The following is a 19,302-nucleotide window of genomic DNA, read 5'->3' as shown; positions in this document are numbered from 1 at the left end:
GACCCTCCGCGCCGGGACGCCCTGTGCGGCGGCCGTGATGACGACGCTGAGGAAGCCGGGTACTCCCCCTCGAACTATGTTGAAGTATTCAGGAAATCAGCTTCGTATGTCAACCGTGGACCCGAACAGCTCGAGGAACTCGCCGATGTGGCGGTGCCGCTCGACCGGGTGACGGAACGGGGCCTCAGGGTTGATCGTGTAATGGTTGCGCCGTCCCACGCGCTCCCGGCGCAGGTAGCCCGCCGCCTCCAGGTCCGAGACGATCGCCTGCGCCGCCCGTTCGGTGATGCCGACCGACTCGGCGACGTCCCGCAACCGCGCGTCGGGATCGCGGGACACCGCGAGCAGGACGTGCGCGTGGTTGGTGAGGAACGTCCAGCCGCCCGCAGGGGAGGAGGTGCTCATACCTCATTATGCGATGGACGATTCACGAAACCGAGGTCGGGTCCCGTCCCGACGTCCGCACCCGCCCGGGTCGCGCAGCGCCACGGGCCGTCGGCCGAAGATCATCACTCCCTGTGGAGTGGCTAACATCTCCGACAGAATAGGGCTTCCGCTGTCTTTTGGGGGCTGCACATGGCCATCGACGTCGGACAGGTGCGGGCGGACACGCCGGGATGCGAGCATGTCGTCCACCTCAACAGCGCCGGATCGTCCCTGCCGCCGCGCAGGTGACCGACGCCGTGGTGGATCACCTGCGCCTGGAGGAGCGCATCGGCTGCTACGAGGCGGCCGCCGCCGCCCTCGACCGGTCGGAGCGGACCTACGATGCGGTGGCCGGGCTCGTCGGCGCGGACCGCGACGAGATCGCCCTCGTCGAGAACGCCACCCGCGCCTGGGACATGGCCTTCTACTCCCTGCCGTGGAAGCCGGGCGACCGCATCCTCACCTCGCAGGCCGAGTACGCCGGCAACGCGATCGCCTTCCTGCGGACCGTCCGGCGGGCCGGCAAGATCGGCCTCGGCGTGGCGGCCGAATACGCGCTGAGCCTCGGGCTCGACGTCATCTGCCCCCGCTCGTGCGGTCCTCGGTGCACTACTACGACACCGAGGACGAGCTCGACCGGCTGTGCGAGGCGCTGCCCTCCGCGTGAGCTACAGGCTCCAGTCGATGACCGGACCCGCGGGCACGATCCGAAATGGATTGATCTTCGGGTGGGTGTCGTAGTAGTGCCGCTTGATGTGGTCGAAGTTCGTCGTGCCGCCGAAGGCCGGGTTCGCGTAGAGGTCCCGGGCGTAGCGCCAGAGGTTGGGATAGTCGGCCAGGCGGCGGATGTTCGCCTTGAAGTGGGTCACGTAGACCGTGTCGAACCGGGCCAGCGTGACCCACAGGCGGACGTCGGCCTCGGTGAGCCGGTCGCCGAACAGGTAACGGCCGCCGGCGAGGCGCTCGTCGAGCTCGTCGAGCGTCGCGAACAACGTCGTCACGGCCGTGTCGTACGCCTCCTGGCTCTCGGCGAAGCCGCACTTGTACACGCCGTTGTTGACGTCGGCGTACACGCGCTCGTTGAGCGCGTCGATGTCACCCCGGAGGTTCTCCGGGTAGAGGTCGATGCCCGGCCTGGCCCACCGCGCGAACGCCTGGCCGAGGTCGAGGCTGATGTCGGGGAAGTTGTTGCTGACGATCCGGCCGGTGCGCCGGTCCCACAGCACGGGCACCGACACGTGGCCGTCGTAGCCGGGCTCGGTCGCCTCGTACGCCTCACGCAGCAGCGTGAAGCCGTTGAGCTCGTCGGGGCCGTGGCCCGGGCCCTCGCGGAACGCCCACCCGCGTCCGTCGCGGACGGGATCGACCACGGACATCGACACGACGTCCTCTAGGCCGAGGAGCGCCCGGACGATGACCGAGCGGTGGGCCCACGGGCAGGCCAGCGACACGTACAGGTGATATCGCCCGGGCTCGGCGGGATATCCGCTGCTTCCGTCGGCCGTCACGCGGTCGCGGAACCGATAGACGGGCCGCTCGAACGACCCGTCCGGCCGCGTCGCCGCCTTGATCCCGTAGTCGCCGTAGGTCGCGAAGTCCACCGGACTCGCGACGGGGGCCGTTGTCGTCACGCCGTCACCGTCCTCTCCGTCTCCGACGAGACGAGAGTAACGGGAGCCGGTGACAGGACGGCCATCGTGCCGGCCGCGGCGGCCCCGCCGTCCCGGGGACGGCGGTGCCGCGCCTGTGCGCCGGGTGCCCGGTGCGGGCAGGCCGCCGGGGTTCGGGATCCGGTCAGTGGGCCGGTCCCATATGTGCCGATCCCGTACGGAAGCCGCCGGGCCGCCCGCGATCCATCATGCCGAACCGCATGGTCACCAGGCCGAAGAGCAGGATGAGCGCGCCGACGATCACGTTGCTGACGATCGTCGACGTGGTCGCCATGCCTCCGCGGATCACCCAGGGGGCGATGATGGTCCAGATACCGAGCAGCGGGGCGACCCAGGAGATTCCGTAGGTGCGCCCGAACGCCGAGCTGTACCCCATCGCCAGGAGCGCCACGGCCAGGCCGGTGATCAGGTTGTTCACGGCAAGCGGAGTCCGCGTGCCGCTGAATCCGACGATCCACGGTGAGAGCGCTAGATACATACCGCTCAGAAGCGTGAGACCATCGGCGAGCTGCGCGGCGGGATTCGCCGCGGCGGCCTCGTAACGAGCGCGCATCTGCATGATGTCGGGATGCGTCCCGATGTCGGCACCGTGTGTCATACGTCACACCACCCTTCAGAGGTGTGTGCTGTAGTCCTTATTTCTAGCGTACGCCCGATTCGTCACTTTTTCCCGTTTGGGTGGGATTGTGTTTGCGGGGTGGGCGGCGGCGCGCCGTGCGGCGTTTAGCCCCTTCACCTGGGGAAAGGGGGGGTTGGTCAGCTTCTGGAACCGAGAGGAGTGTCCGGATGAGCACGGAGGACAAGTTCCGCAACAAGTCGGAAGAGGTCGTCGGCAAGGCCAAGGAGGGGCTCGGCAAGGTCACCGACAACGAGAGCCTTGAGGCCGAGGGCCGGGCCGACCAGTCCGAGAGCCACATGAAGCAGGCCGGCGAGAAGATCAAGGACGCCGCCGGCAAGGTGAAGGACTCCATCAAGGACTGACCCGCGCCGGGGCGACGATCCCGCTGGAGGCGACAGGCCGCCACGGGGCCCGTACGAAGGGGTGGGCAACCGTCGCCGGGGGCGAGGGGCCGCCGAGCCGGGGATGATCTCCCGGCGCTCCCGTCCCCGCCGGATGGTGTGCGTGATGGTGTGGAGAACGGCCGGCTCCCCAAGGGGGGCCGGCTTCCGCGTTCACCGGGTGTTCACCTGGCGCGACGATCGCAGCCCGGCAACAGACGACCGGGGCGAAGCAGTCGGCAGGGCTCGGCCGATGGCAGGACGCAGCGGCAGGTGGCGGAGCGTAGCGATCCGCGAGCGCAGGGATGGCGGGCGGCGGGATGCGATGGCTTCGCGGGGCGAGTCAAGCGGCTGTTCGCCGGTCTGATCGTCGTCTGATCGTCGGCTGGTCGCCGGCTGGTCGCCGGCTGTCCGCCCCGGGTTGGTCACCGGGCTGTTCGCCTGGCTCGACGGGCGTCGTCCCGGGGAAGGCCCGTGTTTTCGGGCCGGTCGGCGCCGGCCCGCGACGATGGCGGACGCCTCCGGTCAGGCCGCCTGCGGCATCGGCATGCGGAAGGTCGATGTCAGAAGAGCCTGGAAGAGACGCACGAGCAGCGCCTCCAGGACCATGATGGCCGCCCGGGAGAGTACGGCGGCGAGGAACTCAGACACTTCACACCTCGGTAGGACAAATCGGCTTCTAGGGAAGAGTGACGCACCAACCTCCCAAAACGGCGTAGTTCAGGTTACCGTTCGGTGAACGGTCGATGACCGTTGCGGATACACGTCCCGATCACGCGCATCCGCCGTTGTCCCCGATCATGAAGCCGACCATGAAGTCCCGGGCGTGATACGGCCCCCGCGCGGGCCGCGACAGGGCCCGGAGCGTGCCCCATCATGCACGCGCTCGGGTCGCTCATCGCGTGCATCGCTCAGGCGCCGGTGCCTCTGAGCGCGGGTCCGTCGCGGTGCGGACCGCTCATGCGCGGCATGACTCACGCGAGGATCAGTCAGGCGCGGGTCGGTCAGGCGCGGGTCGGTCACCCGTGGTCGGCCATGCGCCGATCAATCGCGCATGCGGATCAGCCGGGCGCGTGGGTCCCTCGCGTTCGCGGGTAAGGCACGCGCGTGGATCGTTCACCGGCCGACCCGTGTCGGCCGTGCCGGTCGCCGCGCAGCGGCCGGCACCGCTCGCCTGTTGCTCGCCCGCCGGCCGTCCGGCCGGATGCCGCCGCATATCTACGGATGTCGCCGAATGCCGCCTCATGTCCCTCGGGCGCGCGCCGCAGCGTCCGATCGTGCGGTGACAACGTGCCGATGATCGCGCGCGCCGAGCACACGCCGATCGCGCGGTGCCGCGGGCGCGGACCGCGCGAGGCGCCCCGCGTTACTTGGCGCCGGCCCTGGTGCGCCGGGCGGTGGTGGTGGCGGGAGTCTTCGCCTCGCCCTTGGCCGTGGTGCTTCTCCGCCCGGCCGTCCGGGCTGCCGGCGTCGCCGGCTCCGGCATGGCTCCGGCCCCGGTTGCAGCCGTTCTCGGCGTGGTCCGCCCGCGGGTCTCCTTCTGTGCGGTGCCGAACGGTGACCAGCGCTGCTCCCGTCCCCTGGCGCGCTGGGCGATCATCGTGCCCGCGCCGATCGCCGCCGCCACCGGCCACTCCAGGATGCCGAGCGCGGCCAGCGCGCCGAGCCCGCCGTAGTACATGATCCGCTCCGGCGGCGGCAGGAACGTGCGGGCGACGTCCATGGCGTGCCCGACGTCGCGGCCGCTGATGTGCGGCATGCCCACGTGCGGCAGGTGCATCTCGGGCGCCCGGAACTGAACGCGCATGAACGGCAGGTTCAGGTTCAGCTGGGGCCGGTGCTCCTCTTTCATCTCCATGCTCTTGCCGGCGCGCGGAGCCGGAGTGGGCGTGGTTCGCGTGGTCGTGGGCCGCGTGGTCGTCGTCCGGGCGCGGGTCGTCCGGCCCCGGGCGGTCGTCGTGCCGGTCGTGGTCGTGCCGGTCGTGGTCGTGCCCGCCCTGCTCGTGCCCGGCGTCGCCTCGGTCGTGGTCATGGATCCTCCCCGATGACGTGTCCCGACGCGGATCGCTGCCCGACCCGCGAGAGCTTCGGGAAAATGACCTTTCTATCCTCTATCGAGCCTCCTGGGGTTGCTGGTGCTGATAGCGACTATTTGCCCAGTCTTGCCGGTGCTTTCGTCTCCGTACGCCCCCTGCGCGAGGATGGCGGCATGACACGGATTGGGATCTTGCTGTTCGACCAGGTGGAGGAACTCGACGCGGTGGGCCCCTGGGAGGTCTTCGGCGTTTGGGCGAAACTGCGCCCCGACGAGGCGGAGGTCGTCGCCTTCGCGCCCGAGGCGGGAGCCGTACGGGCGTCGAAGGGGCTGACGCTGCACGCCGACAGGTCGGCGGCCGACGTCGGTCACCTGGACGTCTTCCTGCACCCGGGCGGCGCGGGGACCCGTCCCCAGCTGAAGGACCCCGACCACCTCGCCTGGGTGCGGGACCTGCGCGGACGCGTGCCGCTGATGACCAGCGTCTGCACGGGGTCGCTCGTCTTCGCCGCGGCCGGGCTGCTGGCGGGCCGCCCGGCGACCACGCACTGGGGCGCCCTCGACCTGCTCGCCGAGCTCGACCCGACCATCGACATCCGTCGCGAGGACCGCTTCGTCGACGACGGCGACGTCGTCACCTCGTCCGGGGTGTCGGCGGGCATCGACATGGCGCTCCACCTGGTGGCACGGCTCGCGGGGGCCGACCGGGCCCGCGAGGTGCGCCGGCACATGCAGTACGACCCCGAGCCCCCCGTCTGACGGCCCGCCCGGCGATCCCCCGGGTGAGCCGGTCTACCGGTCGAGGACGTGGAGCGCGCGGGAGCCGGTGCTGAGCAGCTCCGGGCCGTCCTCGCCGCACACGACCACGTCGGCCACGCGGGCGCCGAAGAGCTCGGGCAGATAGATGGCGGGCTCCAGGCAGACGGTCATCCCGGGCTCGAACCTCTCCCCGGCCGCCAGCCAGGGCCCCTCGGCCGGGCTCAGCCCGATGCCCCGGCCGGCGCGGGCGGCGGCGTAGTCGCCGTAGCCGCTGCCGTCGATGACCTCGCGGGCGACGGCCGCGGCCTCGGCGCACGCCACCCCGGGGCGTACGAGGTCGACGGCGGCCCGCTGCGCGGCGAGGACGACCGAATACATGGCGTCGAAGTCCTCCGGCGGCTCGGCGACCGCGAAGACCCGGGCGACCTCGGCGCAGTAGCCGTTCCAGCGTCCGCCGATCGAGACGAGCAGCGCGTCGCCGGGGTTGATCACCCGTTCGCACGGCCGGTGGCGCGGCTCGGCGGAGTGCTCGCCCGCCGCGACGAGCACGGAGGGCGTTCCCTCGCAGCCGGTCTCGGCGAGCATCGCCCGCAGCCTGCGTGCCATCCCCAGCTCGGTGGCGCCGAACCAGGCCGGCTCGCAGGCGGCGAGCAGCACGGCGTCGGCCGCCGCGGCGGCGTGCCGCATCGCGGCCACCTCGTCGGCCCGCTTGCGCAGGCGGAGCGGCGCGAGCACGGCAGAGGCCAGCACGAGCTCCGCGTCGAGGCGCAGCGCGAACAGCTCGGCGGCGGGCATCTGCGGGTCCACCGCCACACGGCGGGCCGACGGCGGCACGAGGGCCGCCGCCTGCGCGGGGTCGCCGGCCTGGGCGGGCGGCCCGTCGAGCGCCACCACGAGGTAACTCTCGCCGTCCGCGCCCGCCGGCGGGCCCGCCCGCAGGTAGCGGAAGTCCGGGGAGGGCCGCAGCACGAGGGCGTCGACCCCCGCCCCGGTCATCCCCGCGCGTACGTCCTCCAGCATGAGCGGGTCGATCATGACGCGGGGGACGGCTCCGGCGCGTGCAGCCAGCAGGCCACCGGCCCGAAGTCCGGTTCCTTCTCCCGGCACACGTCCATGGCCAGCGGGCAGCGGGGATGGAACCGGCAGCCCGCCGGGGGATCGGCGGGGTCGGGCACGTCCCCCGGCAGCTCGGCGGGCAGCACGCCCGCGCCGTCGGGGGAGGGGATCGCGGCGAGCAGCGCCCGCGTGTACGGGTGCCGGGGGTCGGCCCACACCTCGGCGGTCGGCCCGGTCTCCACCACCTTGCCGAGGTACATGACCGCGATCCGGTCGGCGATCAGCCGTACGACGGACAGGTCGTGGCTGATGAACAGCAGGCCCGCGCCGGACTCCACGGCGAGGTCGCGCATCAGCCGGGCCACCTGCGCCTGGGCGGAGGCGTCCAGTGCCGAGATCGGCTCGGCCCCGATCAGCAGCGACGGCCGGGCGGCGAGCGCCCGCGCGATCGCGACGCGCTGCCGCTGCCCGCCGGAGAACTCGTGCGGATATCGGCCGGCGAAGTCGCGCGGCAGCCCGACCCGTTCGAGCAGGTCGGCGGGGCTGGCCGCGGTGTCGCCCGCGGTCCGCAGCCCGTCGGCGATCTGCGCGCCGACGCGGCGGCGCGGGTTCAGCGAGGAGTACGGATCCTGGAACACCATCTGCACGCCGGTGAGCGCGGGGTCCCTGCGGCGCAGCCCGAGGGGCGTCACCGGCCGCCCGCCGACGCGGATCCGTCCGGAGGCCGCGCCGTGCAGCCCGCACACCGCCCTGGCCAGGGTGGACTTGCCGCATCCGGACTCGCCGACCAGGCCGACGACCTCGCCGGCGGCGACGTGCAGGCTGGCCCCGGCCACCGCTCGCACGACCGGGCGGCCCGGCGTGCGGTGCTCCACGACCAGGTCCTCCACGGACAACAGGGGGGTGGTCATCGTGACTCCTCCGCGGGCGGCACGGGCAGGGCGTCGAGCAGCGAACGGGTGTAGGGGTGGCTCGGCTCGCGGAGCACCCGGCCGCGCGGGCCGGTCTCCACGACCAGCCCGTCCTTCATCACGCTCACCTCGTCGGCGACCGCCGACATCACGCCGAGGTCATGGGTGACGAGCAGGACGGCGAGGCCGAGGTCGTCGCACAGGCCACGCAGCAGGCGCAGGATTCCGGCCTGCACGGTGACGTCGAGCGCGGTCGTCGGCTCGTCGGCGATGAGCACCTCGGGCTCGCAGGCCAGCGCGACGGCGATGGCGATGCGCTGCCGCATGCCGCCGGAGAACTGGTGCGGGTAGCGCTTCAGCGCCTCCTCGGGGCCCGGGATGCGCACCTTGGCGAGCAGACCGGCGGCCCGCTCCCGCGCATCCTTCCTGCCGACGCCCAGGTGATGGCGCATGTGCTCGGTGAGCTGCCGCTCCACCGTCAGCATCGGGTGCAGGCTGGTCGCCGGGTCCTGGAAGACCATGGCGATCTTCGCGCCGCGCACCTCGTTGAGCTCGCGGGCGGGCATCTCCAGCAGGTCACGGCCGCCGAAGGCGATCCGTCCCGACGCGCGGGAGCCGTGGGGGAGCAGGCCGAGCACGGCGAGCCCGGTCATGGTCTTGCCCGAGCCGCTCTCGCCGGCGAGGCCGTGCACGCGGCCTGCCTCCAGGGTCAGGTCGACGCCGTGCAGGACGTCGTGGCCGCCGATCGAGACCCGCAGCCCTTCGATCGTCAGCGCCGCCTTCTTCGGTGCCGCCGTCTTCGATGCGGCAGTCACAGTGCACGCTCCTTGATCGCCCGGGCGGTACGCGGGTCGAGCGCGTCGCGCAGCGTGTCGCCGAGGAAGTTGAACGCGAGGACGACCGTGAGGATCGCGAGCCCGGGGAACGTCGCGACCCACCAGCTGTCGAAGACCTCCACCCCTCCGGCGACCATCGCGCCCCACTCGGGCGACGGCGGCTTGGCGCCGAGCCCGAGGAACGACAGGCCCGACAGCAGCAGCAGCGCGGTGCCGATGTCGAGGGTGGCGAGCACCAGCACGGGCCCGGTGACGTTGGGCAGCACGTCCACCCGCAGCGACCGCCAGGCGGAAAAGCCCAGCAGCCTGCCGCTCAGCACGAACTCCCGCTCCCGTACGCCGAGCACGAGGCCGCGGGTGACCCGTGCGTACGCCGGCCAGGCGACGACGAGCACGGCGAGCACCGCGTTGCCGAGGCTCGCGCCCAGGGCGGCGGCGACGACCATCGCGAGGATGACGGTGGGGAAGGCGAACACGAGGTCGGCCAGGCGCATGATCGTCTCGTCCACCCACCGGCCGAAATAGCCCGCGCAGGCGCCGAGCAGGCCCCCGATCACCACCGACAGCGCCACCAGCAGCAGCGTCAGCGGGATGGACACCCGTGCTCCGTACATGATCCGGCTGAGGATGTCACGGCCGAGCTGGTCGGTGCCGAGCCAGTGGCCGGGGCCGGGCGGTGCGAGCCGGGGCAGCTCCTGCGCCAGCGGGTCGTGCGGCGCGAGCACCGGCGCGGCCAGCGCGACCACGATCCAGACCACCGCGACGACGGTGCCGACGACCGCCAGCGGACGCCGCCACGCCTGCGGGAGCCGGCTCGCGCGGGTGCGCGCGAACAGGCCGGCGCGCTTCACGAGACCCTCACTCTCGGGTCGATGACGCCGTACAGCACGTCGACGACCAGGTTGATGACAAGGTAGACCACGCCCACCACGAGGCCGACGCCCATGACGGCGGGCAGGTCGAGGGTGGTCGCGCTCTTGTAGGCGTACTGGCCGACGCCCGGCCAGGCGAAGACGGCCTCCACCAGCACGGTGCCGGACAGCAGGCTGCCGAACGCCAGGCCGGCCACGGTGATGACCGGCACCAGCGCGGGGCGCAGCACATAGCGGAACAGCACCACCCGGCCGGGCAGGCCCTTGGCGCGGGCGGCGCGCACGTAGTCCTGCCCGAGCACCTCCAGCACGGCCGAGCGGGTGAACCGCGTGAGCAGGCCGATCGTGTAGAGGGCCAGCACGAGCGCCGGCGCGGCCAGGTGGCCGACCGCCGAGGAGAACACGTCCCACTGGCCGGACAGTAGGGCGTCGACCGTGTAGAGGCCGGTGACCTGCGGCGGCGGGGTCATCCCGGGATCGATGCGGCCGCTGCCCGGGGTGATCTGGAGCCGGAAGAAGAACACGTAGAACGCCACGAGCGCCAGCCAGAACGTCGGCACCGAGATGCCGATGAGGCTGAGCACCCGCAGCACGTGGTCGGAGATCCGGTCGCGGCGCAGCGCCGCGATCACGCCGAATCCCACGCCGAGGATCAGCGAGACGAGGATCGCGGCCCCGGCCAGCTCCAGCGTGGCCGGCACCGCCTCGGAGAGGTCGTCGAGCACCGGGCGGTGGCTCTGCTGGCTCGTCCCGAGGTCGCCGTGCAGCAGCCCTTCGAGGTGCAGCAGGTATTGCTGCGGCAGCGGCCGGTCGAGGCCGTGATCGGCGCGCCACTGGGCCACGATCGCCGGGTCGCCGAGCGCCCGCTGGCCGAGGTTGGCCGCGACCGGGTCGCCGGGCACCAGGTTGGTCAGCACGAAGGTGACCAGCGTGATGCCCAGCGCCAGCAGCACCGCCGTGAGGACGCGCCGCACCAGGAACCGGGCGAGCGGACTGCGCACCGCCCGGTTCCCCGTACGGCGTCTACTTGGCGCCGAGGTCGGCGACATTGATCGTCCACACGGGGTGGTACGCCACACCGGTGACGGACGCCGCCGTCACGATGTTCTGGCCGGGCTGGATCAGCGGCATGAACGGGCCGGTCGCGTTGAGCTTCTGCTGGAAGTCGGTGTACGCCTGCTTGCGGTCGTCGTCGCTCACCGCGGCGGCGGCCTTGTCGGCGGCGGCCTCGACGTCCTTGTCCGCGCCCGCCTTCCATCCGGCCCGCAGGCCGACCAGCTTGCCCGGGGCGAACGACAGGTAGTTGCTGGGGTCGGGGAAGTCGGGGCCCCAGTACCACAGGCCCAGCTCCTCCTTGCCGTTGCGGTAGTTGTCCAGGGCGGTGGTGACCGGGGCGGGGGTCAGCTCGACGTTGATGCCGACCTCCTTGAGGTTGGCCTGGATACGCTCGGCCAGCGGCTGGAAGGACAGGCCGTTCACGGTCAGCTCGCTGGGATACTCCAGCTTGACCGTGGGGTCGGTCACGCCGCTCGCGGCGAGCGCCGCCTTGGCGCCCTCGACGTCGCGCGTGGCCGCCTGGTCGGCGGGCAGCGCGCCGAGGAACATCGACGGGATGATGCCCGATGCCTGCGTCGAGCCCTCGCCGGCCAGCTCGAGCAGCCCCTGATAGTCGATGCCCTTGCGCACCGCCTCGACGAACTTGGGGTTGGAGGTGACCTTGCTGACGCCCGAGTCCTGGTTGGCGAGCAGGAAGAACACGTACGCCGAGGTGGTCCGGTCGACCTGCAGGCCGCCGGAGATGCCGGCCACCTGGTCGCCGGACAGGTTCAGCGCCACCTGGCTGTCGCCGCGCTGCACGTTGAGCTTCTGCGTGGCCGACTCGACGTTGCGGATGACCACCTTGTCGTAATAGGGCTTCTTCGTGCCCCAGTAGTTCGCGTTCGCCTTCAGCACGACCTGGCTGCTCACGTTGAACGACTCGATCGTGTACGGCCCCGAGCCCGCCGAGGTGGAGTTGAGGTACTGCTCTGCCTTGTCGCCCGGGTCGTCGGTCGCCCCGTGCTCCTTGGCCGCCTTCGAGTTGAGGATGCCGAGGGCGGGGTTGGGCAGGATGTACGGCAGCGCCGGGTTGGAGGTCTTCGACGTCAGCGTGATGGTCGAGTCGTCGGTCTTGGCGATCTCCACGCCGTCGAGCAGGAACGACGGCGTGCCCTTCATGTCGCGCACGCGGGTGAGCGAGAACACCACGTCGTCGGCGGTCACCGGGGAGCCGTCGGCGAACTTCGCGCCCTGCCGCAGCTTGAGCGTGAGCGTCTTGCCGTCGGGCGACAGTTCGTACGACTCGGCGAGCGACGGCACCGGCTTGGTGACGTCGGAGCCGTCGAACGTGAGAAGCGTGTCGTAGGTCGCCTTGTCGACGATCAGGCCGGTCGGCTCGTAGGTCCGTCCCGGGTCCGCCGTCTTGAGGTCGAACGAGGTGTCTATCACGAGCGTCTTGCCCGCGGCGCCGCTGGGGGTGCTGCTGGACGAGCCGCCGCCGGAGCAGGCCGCGAGGGCGAGGGCGCCGGTGAGCACAACCGGGAGCAGGCCGGCCCTCACCTGCCACGAACGGGTCGTCATTATGTGTCCTCCGAAAACAGGCCAACTCTTGGCCGTATGGACGTTTGGTCGCCGATCGTCCAGGATTGTCCGGCAGAAAGTCCAGCTCGTGCGGCCAAGCCGAGACGAATCTCCCACGGAGGATGAAGCGGTGACCGAAATGTCAAGCAACTCGGGGTCCGGGGGCGGCGCCACTGGACGGATCGGCATCGGCCTGGAGCTGGACGCCACCCATCTGAAGATCCTCGAGGTGCTCAGGGAGAACGGGCGGGTCTCGGTCTCCGCGCTCGCCGAGCGCGTGGGGATCTCCCGGGCCAACGCCTACACACGCTTCGAGGCGCTGCGCGCCGACGGTGTGATCAAGCGCTTCACGGCCGAGATCGACCACCAGCGGGCCGGTCTCGGCATCGTCGCGCTGATCTTCGTGACCGTGCGCCAGCAGATGTGGCGGCAGTTCCGCGCCCAGCTCGCGCAGATGCCGGAGGTGGAGTACTGCGCCATCACCACCGGCCAGCACGACGCCATGATCCAGGTGCGGATGGCCGACGTGGCCGAGGTGCACGCGATGGTCACCGAACGCCTGGCCAACATCCCCGCCGTCAAGGCCACCGAGACCGTGTTCATCCTCGACGAGGTGCTCAGGCGGCCGTACGTGCTGCCGAGCGACCGGGAGCGCGACCGGGGCAGGGGCGCCGCGCGGCGGCCCACGCCCTCGGCCTCCCCGGAGCCCGAGCAGGGGCCGGGGCCAGGCCAGGGGCAGGGGCAGGGGCTGCCGCTCGGCAAGATGCGCTTCGTCGGCGCGGCCGAGGGCCGCGCCGCGCTGCGCGACGAAACGTAGGGTCAGGCCACCTCGGCGCAGACGCTGACGTGGGTGGCGTCGTCGCCCTCGAACTGGAACTCCTCCACCAGGCGCAGCCGGCCGTCCTCGGCCGTTTCGATGCGGCTGACGCTGCGGCCGCTCGCGCGCTCGCCGGTCTTCAGCAGGTGGACGTAGGACAGCTCGATGCGGTCGCTGTCCCGCGTGCCGACGAACCGGCCGTGGACCACGGTGTCGCCCGTGTAATGCCCCCAGATGACGCCGCCCGACTCCTCGTAGGCGAACTCGGTCGGCGCGTCGGCGTCCACCACGCTGGCCGTGGAGCTGACCATGACGAAGCGGCGGCCGTTGAGCAGGTCTGTGTCGTTCACGAGTCCGCATCGTGCCGAACCGAACGAGATTCGCAACCCGCTCTGGACGTTCCGTCCGCCGGACCCCGTCCTGGCGGGTGATCCGTCCAGATCACCCGCCGTGACCGGGCCGGGCCGCGGACAGGTGTCAGCGGCCGACGATCTCGGCGAGGGCGGCGAGCGCCGCGCCCCGGGCGCCGGCCATGTCGAGGTCCTCGACGAGCGTCACCGAGGCCACCCGCCGCTGCTCCTCGCGCAGCAGGGTGTGCTCGCGGACCTTCTCCAGGAACCACTCGCGGAAGTGCGGGGCCGCCTCGACCACCCCGCCGCCCAGGAAGTACGCGTCCGGGTCGGTGAAGTTGGCCGCGATCGTGAACAGCCTGCCGATGGCCATGGCCTGCTGCTCGAAGACCTTGAGCGCGAGCGGGTCGCCGTTCTCGGCGTAGCCGCGCAGCAGCTTGGCGGCCTTCCCGACGGGCTCGACCTTGTGCAGCTCGTGGTCGGGGAAGCGGGTCAGCCAGTAGGGCAGCAGGTTCTTCTCGATGCCGGTCAGCGAGGCGACGCTCTCGGCGTCCCCGACGAAGCCGCAGTTGCACTCGGGGAGCGGCTGGCCGTCCTCCAGCAGGCCCTGCAGCGGGATGTGGACGTGGCCGAGCTCGCCGGCCATCCCGGCGGCGCCCTTCACCACGTGTCCCGACTGGATGACGCCGCCCCCGAGCCCGGTGCCGACGATCGCCGACACCGACGAGTGCTGCCAGGCGTCCGGCCCGAAGCGTACGTGGTGGGAGTAGAGCGCCGCGGCGTTGCCGTCGTTGTTGTAGACGACCGGCAGCCCCAGCCGCGACTCCAGGGCTCCCCGGAAGTCGAAGCCGAACCAGCCCGGATCGACGAAGTTGGTCGCGCCCTTCGAGGAGATCACCCCGTCGGCGCTGGCCGGGCCCGGGGTGTCCAGGCCCACAGCGCGTACGGCGGAGCGCGGCGTGCCGGTCAGCTCCAGCACGTTGTCGAGGGCGAGCAGGAGCTGCTCGACCGCGACCTCGGGACCCTCCCGCACGAGGCTGGGGGTCTCGACCAGCCGGTCCACCAGGAACCGCCCTGAGGCGTCCAGAACGGTCGCGTTGTTGCTTGTGCCGCCGTTGTCGAGCCCGACGACGACCCAGGACCCTGTATCTGCCATTGGGGGTTGTCCTTTGCGTTCGCGCGTTTCAGTGCGAAGACTACGAGAGTCGGGCGCGCGGGGCACCGGTCCCCTCGTAACAACCCGGGCGGCCCGGGCACGCGGGTGCCCAGGGTGAAAGATTCAGTTCGCGCCGTCACCCGGGCGCGGCCGTCCGCGGCCCGTGTCGTGCCCCTGAGCTGCGCGGGCGTCGCCGCCGCCGGGGCGGGCCCGGTCCGGGAGCGGCGGGGTCCGTTGACCGGTTCCGCGACCCGGAGAAAACATCTGCGTCCGGGGGCCGCAGCGTCGCGACCCATCTGTCCCAGTGGCCGCGGCCCCGAGCGGGAGCGCGCCTACCCTCGCCTGTCCGTGCGTGCCCGCGCCTGCCCGTGTTCGCCGGTGCTCGCCCGGCGCCCGTCTCGGTGAGGAGGCGCGGCGCGCGAGCGGGGTGGCGTGCCGAACGAGCAGATGCGCAGAAATCGAGGTACGCATGAAGCAGTTCCGTCCCGTCCGAGGGCATCGCCTCGCGGCCCGCGGCCTGCCGGGCTCTCCGGTGGCGCGCGTGGTCGCGGCCCTGGCCGCGCTGGTCGCCGGCCTGGTGGTCGTGCTGGTGCCCGGCACCGCCACCGCGGCTCCCGTCTGCAGTGTGGACTACACGACCAACCAGTGGCCCGGCGGCTTCACCGCCTCGGTGCGGCTCACCAACCTCGGCCCGGCGGTCAGCGGATGGACGCTGCGCTGGACGGCGGGCACCGGCGAGCAGATCACCAACGCCTGGAGCGCCCAGGTCAGCCAGTCGGGCACGACCGTGACCGCGACCAATGCCGCGTGGAACGGCTCGCTGGCGACGGGCGGCGTCGCCGACTTCGGGTTCCAGGGCACCTGGTCGAGCAGCCTCACGACGCCTTCCGACTGGTCGCTGAACGGCGTGCCGTGCGGCGGCGTCGCCTCCCCGTCCCCCTCGCCGTCGGTGATCGTGGACCACTCGCCGTCCCCGTCTCCGTCTCCGTCTCTTTCCCCCTCGCCGTCCCCGTCTCCTTCCCCCTCTCCTTCCCCCTCGCCGTCGCCGTCGCCGTCGCCCACGGTGGACCACTCGCCGTCGCCGTCCCCTTCGCCGTCTCCCTCGCCCAGCCCGTCGGTGACGCCCACGCCGTCCGGCTGCTCGGGGACCGGGCTGGTCGTCTGCACCGGCTTCGAGGACCAGTCGGGCACGCCGTCGGGTGAGTGGCAGGTGACCACCCCGAACTGCTCGGGCACCGGCACCGCCACGATCGACACCGCCACCGTGCACAGCGGCGGCAAGTCGCTGCGGATCAACGGCGGCGGCAACTACTGCAACCACATCTTCGCCGCGACCACCAAGGACGTCTCCGGCATCGCGCCCGTGGTGTACGGCCGCATGTGGGTGCGCCACACGACCGCGCTCCCCACGGGCCACGTCTCGATGATCACGATGTCGGACTCCAGGGACGGCGGCAGGGACCTGCGCATCGGCGGCCAGAACGGCGCGCTCCAGTGGAACCGGGAGTCCGACGACGCCACGCTGCCCGAGCAGAGCCCCTCCGGCGTCGCGCTGAGCTCCCCGCTGCCCGTCAACCGCTGGGTCTGCCTGCGCTTCCAGATCGACACCACGCAGCAGTCCATGCGTACGTACCTGGACGACCAGGAGATCGCGGGCCTGCGGGTGGACGGCACGCCGACCACCGACATCGACGCCCAGTGGCTCCGCCGCTCCACCGCGCCCCGGCCCACGACGTTCCGCCTGGGCTGGGAGAGCTACGGCAGCGACTCCGACACCATCTGGTACGACGACGTGGCGCTGGGGTCGAGCCCGGTCGGCTGCTGATCAGCGCTCGTCAGGGGTAGATAGCCGGGTGTCCGCCCTGTGCGGTCACGCTCGACCGTGGTCCCGTTTCGTCCGGCGCCCGGCCTCCATGGGAGGCCGGGCTGCCATATCAGAGGGGAGAGGGACATGACCGAGATGCAGCACCCGGTGCCGGAACTGATGAAGGAAGGCGACGTCGTCGACCTGCTCATCCACCAGCACGCGCTGATCAGGGAGATGTTCGACGAGGTGGAGCACGCCCCGTCCGACCGGCGCGCCGAGCCGTTCCGGCGGCTGGTGCGCATGCTGGCCGTCCACGAGACGGCGGAGGAGGAGATCGTCCACCCCTACACCCGGCTGCGCGTGGACGGGGGAACGGGCGTGGTGGCCGACCGGCTCAAGGAGGAGCGCGAGGCCAAGGAGATGCTCCTCAAGCTGAACGAGATGGGCCCGGACCATCCCGGCTTCATGTCCGAGCTCGACCGGCTCCGGATGGCCGTGCTCACGCACGCGCGGGCCGAGGAGCGTTACGAGTTCACCAGGCTCCGGGCCGAGACGACGGCGGCCGAACGGCGGGCGATGGCGCTCGGGGTCCGTGCCGCCGAGGCGATGGCCCCGACCCGCCCGCGCCCGGGGGTGGGGTCGATGACGCGCACCCTGCTGCGGGGCCCGCCGGCGGCGATCATGGATCGGGCACGCGACCTGATCCGGCAGGCGATGCGCAAGTAAGGGCGGCACGACCGGCCCCGGCCCGGGTCCGTACGACGCGTACGGACCCGGGCCGGGGCGCGTCCTCAGTGGGTGCGCAGGCTGTAGAGGGGGTGGGAGCCCTCGGTCTCCAGGCGATACTCGTCACCCGACCTGGCGCGGTTGTCGTCGATGACGCGCTCGCTGGGCGGTTCCTCCCCGCCCATGAGCTGGTCCTGCCAGCGCTGGAACCGCTCGTGGGCCTCCTGGACGTACCCGGTGCCCAGGGTCGTGTAGTCGATCTGCGTGGAGATCAGCTCGCGCAGATACTCCTTGTTCGGCTCGAACGTCACCGGCTTCGGCAGCTCCCGGGCCACCACCTGCTCCGGTTCGCGCCCGTCGTGCCGGCGGAACATGTCCGCGGCGATCCGCAGGTGCTCCAGCTCCATGTTCAGGTGCAGCTCCCAGATCGCCTTGATCCTGGGGTCGGACTCGGTCTCCATGAACGAGTGGTACAGGTAGCACTCGTTGTACTCGTGGTTGAGCCACTGCTCCCACCACGTCTCGCCCGGATCGAGCAGCGACTCGTAGTGGGTGACGTGCTCCTCCTCGATGAGCCCGATCTCCTGGTAGAGCTGCCGCGCGATCGGCTCCATGTACGTCGGGCCGACGTTCATGTAGAAGTTCATCGTCTGCTGCTCGGCGGACATGATGGTCAGCGCGTGCAGCTTGGAGATGGGCTTCGCCTTGTTGCGGTCGTAGTGCTCGCGGACGTTGTCGACCGGGTGACGGTGGTGCATCTTCGTCGGCCGGCCCGGCATCACCTCGGTCAGCTGGTCGACGATCTTCTCGGCCTTGCGGTGCTCGATCATCTCGTACAGGTTGGCGTACCGATAGAGGTGGTCGAAGTCCTCCAGCACGCCGAACTGGTAGGCCTGCTTGAGATAGGGGTCGGGCTCCATGCGGGCCACCCAGGCGGTCAGGTCCACCGCCACCTGCTCGTAGCCGAGGGTCGTCTCCAGCACCGAGGACTGCCCCGGCAGCAGCCAGTTGACCGCCTTCTGCTGCTGGGCCTCGATGTAGCGCACCTCCGCCAGGCGCTGCCGCACCTCCAGGTCCTGGCACCGCCGGGCGAAATGATGGCTGAACATGACCGCTTCCATCTCGATGCCGTTCATCGTGATGATCCGGCACCGGGTGTAGGGATCGGCGCGGTCGGGGTCGATCGGCGTGACATTCAGCTCGCGCCAGTTGCGCAGCTGCCGATCCAGCGGGACTCCCCGCTCCTGCAGCGGATTGAACGTCATCTCGGTGCTCCTCCCCACGATTGGCGCTGGGCGTACCCAAACCGTGGAATGCGACAAACGTGGACATTCGGAGCCTTTGACCGAGATTGTCATCCAGTGGGCTGGGGCCGTGGGCGGGGGCCGTCAGCCGCTGGACGCCGTCCCGGCGTGCGGGGTCGCCGGTCTTCTTCGACTCCGGTGAACCACTACTGGATGAGCCTCCCGTGGTGAGCAGTTCCGTCACCAGTGCCGTCACCAGTGCCGTCACCAGTGCCGTCACCGGCGCCGCGACCAGTCCGGTGACCGGCGGCGTGACCGGCGGCGTGACCGGCGTGGTGACCGGCGTGGTGACCGGCGTGGTGACCGGCGTGGTGACCGGCCTGAGGCAGACGACCGCCGTTGCTCGTATGCCGATGGACCGGGACTACCTGAGAGGCGGAAGTGAAACCTGAACAGACTTTCGTCGGCAATCTGCGATTAATCGCCCGATTACGCGTAGTATGGCCAAGTCCGGAAGCTGTTCCGGTGGGGTCATCTCACCAACGGAGGTGGGAGCCATGCACGACTTCCAGGTGTCGGTGGCGCAGTCACCTCCTTTCACCCTCGTCACCCTCAGCGGCGAACTCGATGTGATCACGGTCCCCCGGCTGCGTGAGCGTGTAGAGCCCCTCCTGGCCCGTCCCGCGACGCGCATCCTCTTCGACGTGGAGAAACTGCGGTTCATCGACAGCGCCGGCATGCGGGTGCTCATCGACGCCTGCGTCCGCACCCCGCCGAAGGACGGCGACGGCGCGCTCTGCGGGATGAGCCCGCAGATGCGTCACCTGTTCTCGCTGCTCGGCCTGACCTCACGGCTCACCGTGTATCCGACCCGCGCCGACGCGTTGAGCCGTCCGGCGGCCACCGCCCCCTGACTCGGCCCGGATCAACCGACCGGCCTGTCGCGGCCCTGCTCCAGCGTCTCGGCGATGGCCCAGACACCGTATCGGCCCCGAGGGCCCGCACCTCGCGGCGCGGAC

21 protein-coding genes and 1 pseudogene are annotated in these 19,302 nt (G+C 71.3%); 8 read left to right on the top strand and 14 right to left on the bottom strand.

What is annotated here, in order from left to right; all coding sequences use genetic code 11:
- Positions 1-96 precede the first annotated feature (96 nt).
- Complete coding sequence (locus FLV34_RS14600; protein ID WP_142646911.1) at positions 97-405, bottom strand: helix-turn-helix domain-containing protein; 309 nt, start codon at positions 403-405, stop codon at positions 97-99.
- A gap of 266 nt (positions 406-671) precedes the next feature.
- Between FLV34_RS14600 and FLV34_RS42430 the strand changes: the two are divergent.
- A pseudogene (locus FLV34_RS42430) lies at positions 672-887 on the top strand (aminotransferase); the annotation flags it as partial.
- Positions 888-1,094: 207 nt separating this feature from the next.
- Here FLV34_RS42430 and FLV34_RS14590 read toward each other — a convergent pair.
- Together FLV34_RS14590 and FLV34_RS14585 are read right to left on the bottom strand one after the other, a co-directional pair.
- Positions 1,095-2,057, bottom strand: coding sequence for a glutathione S-transferase family protein (locus FLV34_RS14590; protein WP_147943341.1), 963 nt, complete (start codon positions 2,055-2,057; stop codon positions 1,095-1,097).
- A 163-nt stretch (positions 2,058-2,220) separates the two neighbouring features.
- Positions 2,221-2,694, bottom strand: a complete 474-nt coding sequence (locus FLV34_RS14585; RefSeq protein WP_142646913.1) for an SPW repeat protein — start codon at positions 2,692-2,694, stop codon at positions 2,221-2,223.
- 188 nt (positions 2,695-2,882) lie between these two features.
- Between FLV34_RS14585 and FLV34_RS14580 the strand changes: the two genes are divergently transcribed.
- The gene (locus FLV34_RS14580; protein ID WP_142646914.1) at positions 2,883-3,077 is read left to right on the top strand and encodes a CsbD family protein; all 195 of its coding nucleotides are present in this window, start codon (positions 2,883-2,885) and stop codon (positions 3,075-3,077) included.
- A gap of 543 nt (positions 3,078-3,620) precedes the next feature.
- Here the strand turns inward: FLV34_RS14580 and FLV34_RS42425 are convergent.
- Together FLV34_RS42425 and FLV34_RS14575 are read right to left on the bottom strand one after the other, a co-directional pair.
- The gene (locus FLV34_RS42425; RefSeq protein ID WP_260617182.1) at positions 3,621-3,746 is read right to left on the bottom strand and encodes a hypothetical protein; all 126 of its coding nucleotides are present in this window, start codon (positions 3,744-3,746) and stop codon (positions 3,621-3,623) included.
- Positions 3,747-4,461: 715 nt separating this feature from the next.
- On the bottom strand, positions 4,462-5,127 hold the full coding sequence (locus FLV34_RS14575; protein WP_142646915.1) for a hypothetical protein: 666 nt from the start codon (positions 5,125-5,127) through the stop codon (positions 4,462-4,464).
- A 177-nt stretch (positions 5,128-5,304) separates the two neighbouring features.
- On the opposite strand from FLV34_RS14575, the gene FLV34_RS14570 reads away from it, so the two are divergent.
- Complete coding sequence (locus FLV34_RS14570) at positions 5,305-5,889, top strand: DJ-1/PfpI family protein (RefSeq protein ID WP_147943340.1); 585 nt, start codon at positions 5,305-5,307, stop codon at positions 5,887-5,889.
- A 33-nt stretch (positions 5,890-5,922) separates the two neighbouring features.
- On the opposite strand, the gene FLV34_RS14565 is transcribed toward FLV34_RS14570, so the two are convergent.
- The 6 genes from FLV34_RS14565 to FLV34_RS14540 are packed head-to-tail and all read right to left on the bottom strand — an operon-like array spanning position 5,923 to position 12,183.
- Positions 5,923-6,924, bottom strand: a complete 1,002-nt coding sequence (locus tag FLV34_RS14565; protein WP_261985779.1) for a Xaa-Pro peptidase family protein — start codon at positions 6,922-6,924, stop codon at positions 5,923-5,925.
- Positions 6,921-7,856: an ABC transporter ATP-binding protein gene (locus tag FLV34_RS14560; RefSeq protein ID WP_147943339.1), complete on the bottom strand. Its 936-nt coding sequence runs from the start codon at positions 7,854-7,856 to the stop codon at positions 6,921-6,923. The genes FLV34_RS14565 and FLV34_RS14560 overlap by 4 nt, the downstream gene beginning before the upstream one ends.
- On the bottom strand, positions 7,853-8,671 hold the full coding sequence (locus FLV34_RS14555; RefSeq protein WP_168065791.1) for an ABC transporter ATP-binding protein: 819 nt from the start codon (positions 8,669-8,671) through the stop codon (positions 7,853-7,855). Before FLV34_RS14555 ends, FLV34_RS14560 begins: the two co-directional genes overlap by 4 nt.
- Positions 8,668-9,543, bottom strand: a complete 876-nt coding sequence (locus FLV34_RS14550) for an ABC transporter permease (protein ID WP_260617183.1) — start codon at positions 9,541-9,543, stop codon at positions 8,668-8,670. The genes FLV34_RS14555 and FLV34_RS14550 overlap by 4 nt, the downstream gene beginning before the upstream one ends.
- On the bottom strand, positions 9,540-10,565 hold the full coding sequence (locus FLV34_RS14545) for an ABC transporter permease (RefSeq protein ID WP_260617184.1): 1,026 nt from the start codon (positions 10,563-10,565) through the stop codon (positions 9,540-9,542). Before FLV34_RS14545 ends, FLV34_RS14550 begins: the two co-directional genes overlap by 4 nt.
- Positions 10,566-10,587: 22 nt before the next feature.
- Positions 10,588-12,183, bottom strand: a complete 1,596-nt coding sequence (locus tag FLV34_RS14540; RefSeq protein WP_142646919.1) for an ABC transporter substrate-binding protein — start codon at positions 12,181-12,183, stop codon at positions 10,588-10,590.
- Positions 12,184-12,322: 139 nt separating this feature from the next.
- Between FLV34_RS14540 and FLV34_RS14535 the strand changes: the two genes are divergently transcribed.
- On the top strand, positions 12,323-13,000 hold the full coding sequence (locus FLV34_RS14535) for an Lrp/AsnC family transcriptional regulator (RefSeq protein ID WP_205830081.1): 678 nt from the start codon (positions 12,323-12,325) through the stop codon (positions 12,998-13,000).
- Between the two features lie 2 nt (positions 13,001-13,002).
- Here FLV34_RS14535 and FLV34_RS14530 read toward each other — a convergent pair whose 3' ends face one another.
- A complete protein-coding gene (locus FLV34_RS14530) occupies positions 13,003-13,350 on the bottom strand; it encodes a hypothetical protein (protein WP_142620331.1) in 348 nt (115 codons plus the stop codon).
- Between the two features lie 127 nt (positions 13,351-13,477).
- Positions 13,478-14,506 (bottom strand): ROK family protein, encoded by a 1,029-nt coding sequence (locus FLV34_RS14525; protein ID WP_142646921.1) that lies wholly within the window; start codon positions 14,504-14,506, stop codon positions 13,478-13,480.
- A 469-nt stretch (positions 14,507-14,975) separates the two neighbouring features.
- On the opposite strand from FLV34_RS14525, the gene FLV34_RS14520 reads away from it, so the two are divergent.
- On the top strand, positions 14,976-16,331 hold the full coding sequence (locus FLV34_RS14520) for a cellulose-binding domain-containing protein (RefSeq protein WP_142646922.1): 1,356 nt from the start codon (positions 14,976-14,978) through the stop codon (positions 16,329-16,331).
- A gap of 126 nt (positions 16,332-16,457) precedes the next feature.
- Positions 16,458-17,039: a hemerythrin domain-containing protein gene (locus FLV34_RS14515; RefSeq protein WP_147943338.1), complete on the top strand. Its 582-nt coding sequence runs from the start codon at positions 16,458-16,460 to the stop codon at positions 17,037-17,039.
- Between the two features lie 65 nt (positions 17,040-17,104).
- On the opposite strand, the gene FLV34_RS14510 is transcribed toward FLV34_RS14515, so the two are convergent.
- The gene (locus FLV34_RS14510) at positions 17,105-18,304 is read right to left on the bottom strand and encodes a hypothetical protein (RefSeq protein WP_142646924.1); all 1,200 of its coding nucleotides are present in this window, start codon (positions 18,302-18,304) and stop codon (positions 17,105-17,107) included.
- A gap of 206 nt (positions 18,305-18,510) precedes the next feature.
- Here FLV34_RS14510 and FLV34_RS14505 point away from each other — a divergent pair, with 206 nt between their 5' ends.
- Together FLV34_RS14505 and FLV34_RS14500 are read left to right on the top strand one after the other, a co-directional pair.
- The gene (locus FLV34_RS14505) at positions 18,511-18,735 is read left to right on the top strand and encodes a hypothetical protein (protein WP_147943337.1); all 225 of its coding nucleotides are present in this window, start codon (positions 18,511-18,513) and stop codon (positions 18,733-18,735) included.
- 105 nt (positions 18,736-18,840) lie between these two features.
- Positions 18,841-19,197 carry an STAS domain-containing protein gene (locus tag FLV34_RS14500; RefSeq protein ID WP_168065793.1) on the top strand — a complete coding sequence of 119 codons (357 nt, stop codon included), beginning with the start codon at positions 18,841-18,843 and terminating at the stop codon, positions 19,195-19,197.
- Positions 19,198-19,302 lie beyond the last annotated feature (105 nt).

The organism is Microbispora sp. CSR-4 (assembly GCF_008033685.1).
GTDB lineage: Bacteria > Actinomycetota > Actinomycetes > Streptosporangiales > Streptosporangiaceae > Microbispora.
Note: the sequence above shows the minus strand (reverse complement) of the source record. Positions and strands in the feature narration are given on the sequence as shown.